The sequence below is a fragment of the Neisseria flava genome (assembly GCF_982712965.1).
This window is the reverse complement of record NZ_CEXQBZ010000049.1, coordinates 1-10,348: the sequence shown is the minus strand read 5'-3', so window position 1 is coordinate 10,348 and position 10,348 is coordinate 1. Positions and strand designations below refer to the sequence as shown.

The following is a 10,348-nucleotide window of genomic DNA, read 5'->3' as shown; positions in this document are numbered from 1 at the left end:
GTCTTGGGTCAGTTGCGTGTAGCTCATGGCAATCTTTCTTGCAGGAAAGGCCGTATGCTACCGCATACTGGCCTTTTCCTGTTAGGGAAAGTTGCACTTCAAATGCGAATCCGCCGTCGTCTGAAAAGGGAAATGGCTTGGAAGTTTCCTTTTTCAGACGACCTTGCAAGAAGGACGGCGGCAGGTTTGGGCAAATTCCGTCGGTCTGATAAAATGCCTCTTTCCAAAATATCAAAACAATATTATTAATCAAACCATGAACTACCGTTATATTGTCGTCGAAGGCTCCATCGGCAGCGGGAAAAACGCCTTGAGCCGCCGCCTTGCAGAACATTTCAGCGCGATGTCGCTGGCGGAAAACCCCGAACACAACCCCTTCCTCATGAAGTTTTACGCCAACGCCTCCCATCACGGCTTGGCAACCGAGCTTTTTTTCCTGATGCGCCGCGCCGAAAGCGTGGACATCATCAAAAACGAATATGCACAAGGCGGCATGGTTGTCGCCGATTTCCTGTTGGAAAAAGACCGGATTTTCACGCCGGTCGTGTTGAATGAAGACGAGCAGCAGCTCTTCGCTGATTTAAAGCAAAAAATCCTGCCGCAGTATCCTGCCCCCGATTTGGTGATTTACCTGCAAACCGCCGTGGACGGCAACCGCAAACGCCTGCAAAAACGTGGCGACGGCATCATCAATCTTTTCCCCGAAGGCTATTTGGGGCGGATACACGAGGGATACAGCCAGTTTTTCCACCTTTATCAAAATTCCCCGCTGCTGACCGTCAATGCCGACGAGTTGGATTTGCAAGGCAATGACGAACATTTCCAACTGTTGCTCAATGCGCTGAACGATTTGCAGGGAACGCGCAATTATCTGAATTTAAGCGAACGCTGACGCAGTGTGTAAAATTATGGTGAAACGCTGAAGCAGCTATGTTTTGGATTCATTCATTTCTTTGCTTTAAAGTTTTTGCCACAGGTCGTCTGAAAGGAGACATCATGACCCAATACCGATTCACTTTGCCCTCAAGCAGCGGCAACGACTTCGATTCCGCCAAACATTTGCCGCTGATTGTCTATTTCTACCCCAAAGACAGCACGCCCGGCTGCACCACCGAAGGCTTGGATTTCAACGCCCGTTTGCCGCAATTCAAAGAACTCGGCTATACCGTCGTCGGCATCTCGCGCGACGGCGTGAAATCGCATCAGAATTTCTGCGCCAAGCAAGGCTTCAATTTTGAATTGTTGAGCGACAAAGACGAAACCGTGTGCAAAATGTTTGACGTAATCAAGCTGAAAAAACTGTACGGCAAAGAATCTTTAGGCATTGAGCGCAGCACCTTCGTATTGGACGCAAACGGCGAAATCATCCACGAATGGCGCAAAGTCAAAGTCGCCGGACACGCGCAGGAAGTTTTGGAAACGCTGTCCCGATAAACCGATAATGCAGCAAAAGGTCGTCTGAAAACGAACATGGCGGGTTCTGTCCAGCAGGTTTTCATTTTCAGACGACCTTTTGTGTTAGATTCAAATCATTGTCGGATCGTTTTGTCTTGATTCACTTCAATCCGCTATACATCAATTTTCTGGCTGCCCGTAAAACTCCATGACCGACGAACTCATAGACAAACTGCTCGAATCCTTGTGGCTGCAAGACCGTCTCAGCCACAACACCTTGCAAGGCTACCGTCGCGATTTGGAAAAAATCGCCGCGCGCTTGGAAGCGGGCGGGCATACCTGGTTGGATGCCGAAGCCGCCGATTTGGCGGACGCCGTCTATGCGGCAGACGAAAAACACAGCTCGCAGGCGCGTGCCTTGTCCGCTTGCAAACGCCTATACGCCTGGTTGGAAGAAACCGAGCGTCGGACGGATAACCCGACCCGTTTCCTCAAAGCGCCGAAACAGACGCAAAAACTGCCGACCCTGATTACCGAAGCGCAAATCGAAAACCTGCTTGCCGCGCCCGATACCGACACGCCGCACGGCCTGCGCGACAAAGCCCTGCTCGAAGTCATGTACGCCACAGGTTTACGCGTAACCGAAGCCGTCAAGCTCCAACTGGGTGATCTCGACCTCAACCGCGGCTGCATCCGCACCATAGGCAAAGGCGACAAACTGCGCATCGTGCCTATGGGTGAAGAAGCCGTTTACTGGGTCGAACGCTATTGCGCCGAATCGCGCCCGCTGCTGCTCAAAAACAAAATCTGCGACGAAGTCTTCGTCAGCCAAAAACGCAGCGGCATCTCCCGCCAACTTGCGTGGATGATTGTCAAAAACTACGCCGAAACCGCCGGCATCACCTCGCTCAGCCCGCACGGCCTGCGCCACGCCTTCGCCACCCACCTCGTCAATCACGGCGTCGATTTGCGTGCCGTACAGCTCATGCTCGGACACGCCAACATCAATACCACCCAAATCTACACCCACGTCGCCAACATCCGCCTGAAAAACATTGTTGACGAACACCATTCGCGAAACTAAACGAGCCGATTAAAAAAAGGTTGTCTGAAAACGGAAATCTCGTTTTCAGACGACTTTTTTGCTGTATGGCATTAAACATTCAAAATAAGTTATAGTGGATTAACTTTAAACCAGTACAGCGTTGCCTCGCCTTGCCGTACTATTTGTACTGTCTGCGGCTTCGTCGCCTTGTCCTGATTTAAATTTAATCCACTATATTTTGGAAAATATCAATCGAAATATGGATTTCAATAGAAAATTACCAAGATAAACCAAGAGTTAAACCTTGCAATGCAAACAGTTTTTATTTATATTCATGTTTAAGAATAAAACACACTATCAATACCGAGCGAAAGAAAACACGGAGCACATTATGTTTGTCTGCATCTGCAACGCCATTACCGACCACGAAATCAAAGAAACCATCGCCGCCGGCGCAAGTACGATGAGCGATTTACAGGCTCAATTAGGAGTAGCTACTTGCTGTGGGTGTTGCAGCGAATTGGCTGCTTCGTTTCTGAATATCAACAATGCCCAAACTACCATTACCGCCGGCATTAATGTTCAGTCTTAATTTCATCTAGAATTCAAAAAGGTCGTCTGAAACCAAAATCTTTGGTTTCAGACGACCTTTTTATATCTACTCTAAAATAAAACGGTATATGCCGCACCGCCGTTTTGAAGTTAATCGACTATACCTTATAATCTCGATTTCTGTTTACAGTAAAGAGTCTATTATGAAACTGACGTTGATGTTTCGCGAATATTGCAGTCTCTGCCACAAAATGCGCGAACAGCTTAAACCGTATCAAGAAAGATTTGGCTTTGAGCTGGAAATTATTGATGTTGATGAAGATCCTGTCTTGGAGGAAAAATATAATGAACTTGTCCCTGTTTTGCTTGATGGCGAAACAGAAATTTGCCATTGGTTTTTGGATGGGGAAAAATTGAAAACCTTTTTGGAAACAAAATGTGATGGGGTATAACGGCTGAAAGTATTTCTGTTTTGATAAGTTGGTTTCGATAAATTGAAAACAGCTCGTCTGAAAAATTTTCAAAGAATTTCAGGATTTTGTTCTTACGCTACCGCTATATGAATAAAAGGCTGCCTGATTTTTATTTCAGACAACCTTTGAAATATCATGAGGGGTAAGCATCATCCCCTCTGTTTTGTTTAACCGGCTACGGGTGTAGTCGGAGCAACCGGTTTTCCGGTGAAGGAGGCGCGTTTTGCGGCTTGGTAAATAGCCAGTCGTCTGCGATGTGGCATTATTTTTCCTTTCTGTGATTTAAAGGATTATTCTGAAACGGAAGATAAATCAAATCGTGCATTTACCGTTTAATAATCCTGTCTTTGATTGTTTATTGGTCTTTTATCGATTATTCAATATATTGTGAGATGTTAGGTTAGGATGATAGCTGTTTTTTATTTAGATTAAAAGATGAATTGTGTAAAGTTAAATACTTGTTTCGTAAGGTTTGACGTTCATATAAAAGCCCCTGTTATCAGGGGCTTTTTAGTGAGGATTAGTCCAATTTACCGATGATGTCGTTTAAAGCTTTTTGCCAGTCAGAGGGTTTGATGCCGTAATCGTTTTCGATTTTGTGACAATCCATAATGCTGTACTCGGGACGTGGTGCAGGAAGAGGATATTGGTCGGTGGTGATGGGTGTTAATTTCGGCATTTTGAAATTATTGTCATGTTTTAGTGCCGTTTGAAAGATAGCTTGGCTGAATTCATACCAAGTAACCGATTTGTTGCCGCCGAAGTGGTAGATTCCTCTGGAAGGTGATGGGTGTTGCAAAAGTGTAATGATGGCTTGCGCCAAATCCCCCGCATAGGTCGGGCATCCGATTTGATCGTTGACAACGGAAAGACTGTCTCGTTCTTTTGTCAAACGCAGCATGGTTTTAACAAAATTGTTGCCGTATTCGCTAAATAGCCAAGAGGTACGGATAATGGTGCTTTCAGGATTAGCGGCAAGCGCGAGTAGTTCACCGGCAGCTTTGGTGCGGCCGTATACGCTTTGTGGATTGGTGTAGTCATGTTCACGGTAGGGTGTTTTGCTTGTCCCGTCGAAAACGTAATCAGTCGATATGTGGATAAATCGGGCATGAACCGAACGTGCTGCGTCGGCAAGATTGTGAACAGCTGCAGCGTTGACGGCAAATGCGGCAGGGACGTTTGTCTCTGCACGATCAACAGCGGTATAGGCGGCGGTATTGACAATCGCATCGGGTTGAAAGCTTTGGACCATATTGAGAACGGCATCGGCATCCGTAATATCTAAGGAAGAGGAGTCAGTGGCAATCAGCTCCCAATTATCAGGAAGTCGGTCGCGGAAGCAGTGTGCGAGTTGTCCTTTAGAGCCTGTCAGCAAAGTCCTCATGATATATCTCCTTAATGAATATTGTTTCAGCAAGATGCCCATCATTATAGAGCAAACATCAGCTCTTAACAGCATTTTACGCCTTTACCGTTTTGAACTTGTGTTTATCGGAAAATTTGAACGAGGGGAGATGAGAGCGTTGCAATATCTCGCTAATATTTGGTGGTAAGATAAGATGAATTATGAAAAATTTTGTTTGAAGGGGAAAAAAGGGATCCCTGTTGTGGAAAGTGAAATAAATAGTACGTTGAAATAAATAATATTATTTCAAAAAATAATCAATATCTTGTTTTTTAAAAAGGAATTATCATCAGGATAAATTGTCAATTTGGATTTGATTGTTTTAAAAAAGGTTTCCATTCGTCTGAAATTTCAACCGTTAGCGAATTGAAAAACAGTTAATCATGAAATATCACTAGAATAACAGTGTAGGCAGTTTGATCAGTTTTCATTTTGTCAAAAAGCCTATGCTTCTTAATTACATATATTCTGGGAGTGATTTATCATGACTTATCATTATGGCGGCTATTCTTCTAAAGCCCACTTCAACTCATACTGCCCTCCGGTTAAATCCTACAATCCTTACTGCCCTCCTAGCCATGGTGGTTTCGGTTACAAAGGTAGTTTTCATAACTACGGCTCTTCTCACGGTATCAAAGTACATCATGGCAAAATCGGTCATGGTGCGTACTGCCCACCTCCAAAAGTAGCTTACAAATGCGTTGTAATCAAGTTTGATTGCAATCCGGGTAAACCTTATTATCCAAAACCAGCTCCAAAACCAGCTCCTCAGAAGCCTTTGGAACCAAACTTCCCACCAGTTGAACCTCAAAAACCACAACCTCAACCACAACCACAACCTAAACCTCAGCCGCAACCGCAACCGCAACCTAAGCCGCAACCAAAACCGCAGCCTAAACCTAACGATAAAGACTGCAAAGATTGCGTTGATGACCATAATCAAAACAACACTTATGGTAGTGTTGATAAAAACCCAGGCAACATTATCCATGTTGACGGTTCAACTAAAGATAAAAAGGGTGCAACCAAAACTGTGGGTACCGATAAGAAAGATACTATCTACGGTACCGGCGGCGAAGACGTAATTTACGGCGGTGACGGTGCTGACGTGATTTACGGCGGTGACGGCAATGACACTCTGCAAGGCGGTAACAACGGCGACTCCCTGTATGGTCAAGCCGGTAAAGACTACCTGCAAGGTGGTGACGGTAACGACTATCTGAACGGTGGTGCTGACGCTGACATCATGCGTGGTGGCGACGGTAATGACGTTTACTTTGTTGACCACAAAGGCGACGAAGTTATCGAATACGGTAATCTGAACGGCGGTATCGATACTGTTCGCAGCGTAATCGACTACACTCTGACCGACAACGTTGAACACCTGTTCTTGCAAGGTTCCGGCAACCTCAACGGTACCGGTAACGCTCTGAATAACGACATCAACGGTAACTCCGGCGACAACCACTTGTACGGCTTGGCAGGCGATGACTGTCTGGTTGGTAAAGACGGTAACGACTACCTCGACGGCGGCATTGGCAACGATGTCCTGATTGGCGGTACAGGCAACGATACCTACTTCTTCGATAAAGGTTACGGCCGCGATACCATCCAAGACGAAAGCGGTAACGATACCCTGCAATTCGGCAAAGGTATTTCTGCTTCCGACGTATTGTTGAGCAAATCAGGCAACAACCTGACCGTATCTGTTGGCAATAGCGACTCTGTTACAATTGACGACTGGTTCTCCGGTAACAACCATAAAATCGAAAACTTCAAGTTTGCCGATGGCAGCACTTACGAAGTAACCGGTCATGGTGATTACTACTCTCTGTCAGCTGTAAACAGCATCCAACAACAAACCCAAGTTCCTAGCATCTAATCTCTGATTAGTAGTTAGACTTAGGATTGATGAGGTCGTCTGAAAGCGTCTGCACCCGTGCAAAACGTTTTCAGACGACCTATTTTGTAAACAATCTGACCGCAAAATCCAAATTCGGATAAAATAACGGAATCCTGTTTAAACCAAGTCAGCGAAAGAGAGACCCGAAATGTCCGAAATCAGCTTGAAAAAAATCTACTCTGGAAAAGTGCGCGATTTATACGAAATCGACAGTAAACGCATGTTGATGGTTGCGTCAGACCGATTGTCTGCATTTGATGTGATTTTAGACAATCCGATTCCGGGGAAAGGAGAAATTCTGACGCAGATTTCCAATTTCTGGTTTCAAAAACTGGCGCATATCATGCCCAATCATTTTACCGGCGATACGGTTTATGACGTGTTGCCTGAACATGAAGCCAAAGCCATTGAGAAACGTGCGGTTGTCGCCAAGAAACTGACTCCTGTCAAAGTAGAGGCGATTGTGCGCGGTTATTTGGCGGGCAGCGGGTGGAAAGATTATCAAAAAAACGGTTCTGTCTGCGGTATCAAACTTCCCGAAGGGATGAAAGAAGCGCAGCAGCTTCCGGAAGTGATTTTTACTCCGTCCACCAAGGCTGCCGTCGGCGATCATGATGAAAATATCAGTTTTGAAGAATGTGAACGCATTATCGGTAAAGAGCTGGCGGCTGAAGTACGCGCTAAAGCCATTCAGCTTTATACGAAAGCCGCAGAATATGCAAAATCACGCGGTATCATCATATGCGATACCAAATTTGAATTCGGGCTGGATGAAAACGGTACGTTAACCCTGATGGATGAAGTACTGACACCCGATTCCAGCCGCTTTTGGCCGGCGGATCAATATCAAGTCGGCACCAATCCGCCATCTTTTGACAAACAATTTGTTCGAGATTGGCTGGAGCAAAGCGGTTGGAACAAAAAAGCTCCGGCACCGGAAGTCCCTAGTGATGTTATTCAGAAAACAGTTGATAAATATCGGGAAGCATTAAATCTTTTAACCGAAGAATCATAAATTTGATAAAAGGTCGTCTGAAATACAGAAGTATGTTTCAGACGACCTTTGCTGTCATGAATGCTTGGATTTACTTACATTTGCTACTATAATGTGCGTTTGGATTGACCATTTGAGGTCGTCTGAAAATATAGTTTTTACCAACCGCCGCACACCTGAAACCCTAACTATGCACATTCTCACTTTTAGTGTGCATTATTAGTGTTTTAGCGTGCGGCATTCTGAAAGGAACGAAATGTTCGATAAACACGTTAAAACCTTCCAATACGGCAATCACGCCGTTACTTTGGAAACCGGCGAAATCGCGCGCCAAGCCGCAGCGGCTGTTAAAGTATCGATGGGCGATACCGTTGTTTTGGTTGCTGTGACCACCAATAAAGAAGTCAAAGAAGGTCAAGACTTCTTCCCTCTGACTGTTGATTACCTCGAGCGCACTTACGCCGCAGGTAAAATCCCCGGCGGTTTCTTTAAGCGCGAAGGCAAACAAAGCGAAAAAGAAATCCTGACCAGCCGTCTGATCGACCGTCCTATCCGCCCGCTGTTCCCTGAAGGTTTCTACCACGACATCCAAATCGTTGCGATGGTGGTTTCCGTTGATCCTGAAATCGATTCCGACATTCCTGCCATGCTCGGCGCGTCCACTGCGCTGGTGTTGAGCGGCGTACCGTTTGCTGGTCCGATTGGTGCTGCGCGAGTAGGTTATGTAAATGGCGTGTACGTATTGAACCCGACCAAAGCCGAACTGGCTAAATCCAAGCTGGACTTGGTGGTTGCAGGTACATCCAAAGCCGTTTTGATGGTGGAATCCGAAGCCAAAATCCTGCCTGAAGACGTGATGCTCGGTGCCGTCGTTTACGGTCACGACCAAATGCAGGTGGCGATTAACGCCATCAACGAGTTCGCCGATGAAGTAAACCCTGAAGTATGGGATTGGAAAGCGCCTGAAACCAATGAAGAATTGGTTGCCAAAGTACGCGAAATTGCGGGCGAAGCCATTAAAGAAGCGTTCAAAATCCGTCAAAAACAAGCGCGTTCTGCCAAATTGGACGAAGCTTGGAATGCAGTAAAAGATGCGCTGATTACCGAAGAAACCGATACTCTGGCTGCCAACGAAATCAAAGGTATTTTCAAACATTTGGAAGCCGACGTTGTCCGCACCCAAATTTTGGATGGTCAACCGCGTATCGACGGTCGCGATACCCGCACCGTCCGTCCGCTGAATATCCAAACCGGCGTATTGCCGCGTACACACGGCTCCGCCCTGTTTACCCGTGGCGAAACCCAAGCCCTTGCCGTAGCGACTTTGGGTACTTCTCGCGACGAGCAAATTATTGACGCGCTTTCCGGTGAATACACCGACCGCTTCATGCTGCATTACAACTTCCCGCCATATTCTACCGGCGAAGTCGGTCGCGTCGGCGCACCGAAACGTCGTGAAATCGGACATGGCCGCTTGGCAAAACGCGCACTGGTTGCCGTATTGCCGTCTCCTGAAGAATTCAGCTACACCATGCGTGTCGTTTCCGAAATTACCGAGTCCAACGGTTCGTCTTCTATGGCTTCCGTCTGCGGCGGCTGCTTGAGCCTGCTGTCTGCCGGTGTGCCTTTGAAAGCACACGTTGCCGGTATTGCGATGGGTCTGATTTTGGACAACAACAAATTTGCCGTATTGACCGACATCTTGGGTGATGAGGACCACTTGGGCGACATGGACTTCAAAGTTGCCGGTACGACCGAAGGCGTAACAGCGCTGCAAATGGACATCAAAATCCAAGGTATTACCAAAGAAATCATGCAGATTGCTCTGGCACAAGCCAAAGATGCTCGTTTGCACATCTTGGAACAGATGAAAGCCGCCGTGGCAGGTCCGCAAGAGTTGTCCGCCCACGCTCCGCGTCTGTTCACCATGAAAATCAACCAAGACAAAATCCGCGAAGTCATTGGTAAAGGCGGCGAAACCATCCGCGCGATTACCGCTGAAACCGGTACTGAAATCAATATTGCGGAAGACGGCACCATCACTATTGCCGCAACCACTCAAGAAGCCGGCGACGCCGCGAAAAAACGCATCGAAGAAATCACTGCCGAAGTGGAAGTGGGTAAAGTGTACGAAGGTACTGTGGTTAAAATCCTCGACAACAACGTCGGCGCCATCGTCAGCGTGATGCCGGGCAAAGACGGTTTGGTACACATCAGCCAAATCGCCCATGAGCGCGTACGCAACGTCAGCGACTATCTGCAAGTCGGTCAGGTTGTGAATGTGAAAGCATTGGAAGTGGACGACCGTGGTCGTGTGCGTCTGTCTATCAAGGCATTGACCGAAGCTCCTGCGCGCGAAGAAAAAGCGCCTGAATAATCGCTGAGTTAAATTTGATTGATGAAAGGTCGTCTGAAAAATTTCAGACGACCTTTTTTGCTGAATGCGGATGAAAAAGTAGGGATAGGAATATGAAGTTGAGTTGTCTTGTGTCGGAACTTTGATTTATAGTGGATTAAATTTAAACCAGTACGGCGTTGCCTCGCCTTGCCGTACTATTTGTACTGTCTGCGGCTTCGTCGC

10 protein-coding genes are annotated in these 10,348 nt (G+C 46.7%); 8 read left to right on the top strand and 2 right to left on the bottom strand.

Features of this window, described 5'->3' with window-relative positions; translation table 11 throughout:
• Positions 1-253: hypothetical protein (locus tag AC5M9B_RS03330; protein WP_487648254.1), on the bottom strand; the 253-nt coding region annotated here is incomplete at its 3' end.
• 3 nt (positions 254-256) lie between these two features.
• Here AC5M9B_RS03330 and AC5M9B_RS03325 point away from each other — a divergent pair.
• The 5 genes from AC5M9B_RS03325 to AC5M9B_RS03305 all read left to right on the top strand — a co-directional run bounded on the left by AC5M9B_RS03325 (position 257) and on the right by AC5M9B_RS03305 (position 3,444).
• Entirely contained in the window at positions 257-892 is a 636-nt protein-coding gene (locus AC5M9B_RS03325) for a deoxynucleoside kinase (RefSeq protein ID WP_070514483.1), read from the top strand.
• Positions 893-996: 104 nt separating this feature from the next.
• Complete coding sequence (locus tag AC5M9B_RS03320) at positions 997-1,434, top strand: peroxiredoxin (protein ID WP_107813687.1); 438 nt, start codon at positions 997-999, stop codon at positions 1,432-1,434.
• A 169-nt stretch (positions 1,435-1,603) separates the two neighbouring features.
• Positions 1,604-2,479, top strand: coding sequence for a site-specific tyrosine recombinase XerD (gene xerD, locus AC5M9B_RS03315; protein ID WP_487648253.1), 876 nt, complete (start codon positions 1,604-1,606; stop codon positions 2,477-2,479).
• A 352-nt stretch (positions 2,480-2,831) separates the two neighbouring features.
• Positions 2,832-3,032 carry a (2Fe-2S)-binding protein gene (locus AC5M9B_RS03310; protein WP_016686532.1) on the top strand — a complete coding sequence of 67 codons (201 nt, stop codon included), beginning with the start codon at positions 2,832-2,834 and terminating at the stop codon, positions 3,030-3,032.
• Between the two features lie 163 nt (positions 3,033-3,195).
• Positions 3,196-3,444 carry a glutaredoxin family protein gene (locus AC5M9B_RS03305; RefSeq protein WP_487648252.1) on the top strand — a complete coding sequence of 83 codons (249 nt, stop codon included), beginning with the start codon at positions 3,196-3,198 and terminating at the stop codon, positions 3,442-3,444.
• A 541-nt stretch (positions 3,445-3,985) separates the two neighbouring features.
• Here the strand turns inward: AC5M9B_RS03305 and rfbD are convergent.
• Positions 3,986-4,849, bottom strand: a complete 864-nt coding sequence (rfbD, locus tag AC5M9B_RS03300; protein ID WP_019270577.1) for a dTDP-4-dehydrorhamnose reductase — start codon at positions 4,847-4,849, stop codon at positions 3,986-3,988.
• Between the two features lie 1,054 nt (positions 4,850-5,903).
• Here rfbD and AC5M9B_RS03295 point away from each other — a divergent pair.
• From AC5M9B_RS03295 to pnp, 3 genes are all read left to right on the top strand, one after another.
• The gene (locus AC5M9B_RS03295) at positions 5,904-6,752 is read left to right on the top strand and encodes a calcium-binding protein (RefSeq protein ID WP_019270580.1); all 849 of its coding nucleotides are present in this window, start codon (positions 5,904-5,906) and stop codon (positions 6,750-6,752) included.
• 169 nt (positions 6,753-6,921) lie between these two features.
• Positions 6,922-7,788, top strand: a complete 867-nt coding sequence (locus AC5M9B_RS03290) for a phosphoribosylaminoimidazolesuccinocarboxamide synthase (protein ID WP_455007503.1) — start codon at positions 6,922-6,924, stop codon at positions 7,786-7,788.
• A gap of 235 nt (positions 7,789-8,023) precedes the next feature.
• Positions 8,024-10,144: a polyribonucleotide nucleotidyltransferase gene (gene pnp, locus AC5M9B_RS03285; RefSeq protein ID WP_455007502.1), complete on the top strand. Its 2,121-nt coding sequence runs from the start codon at positions 8,024-8,026 to the stop codon at positions 10,142-10,144.
• Positions 10,145-10,348: the final 204 nt, after the last annotated feature.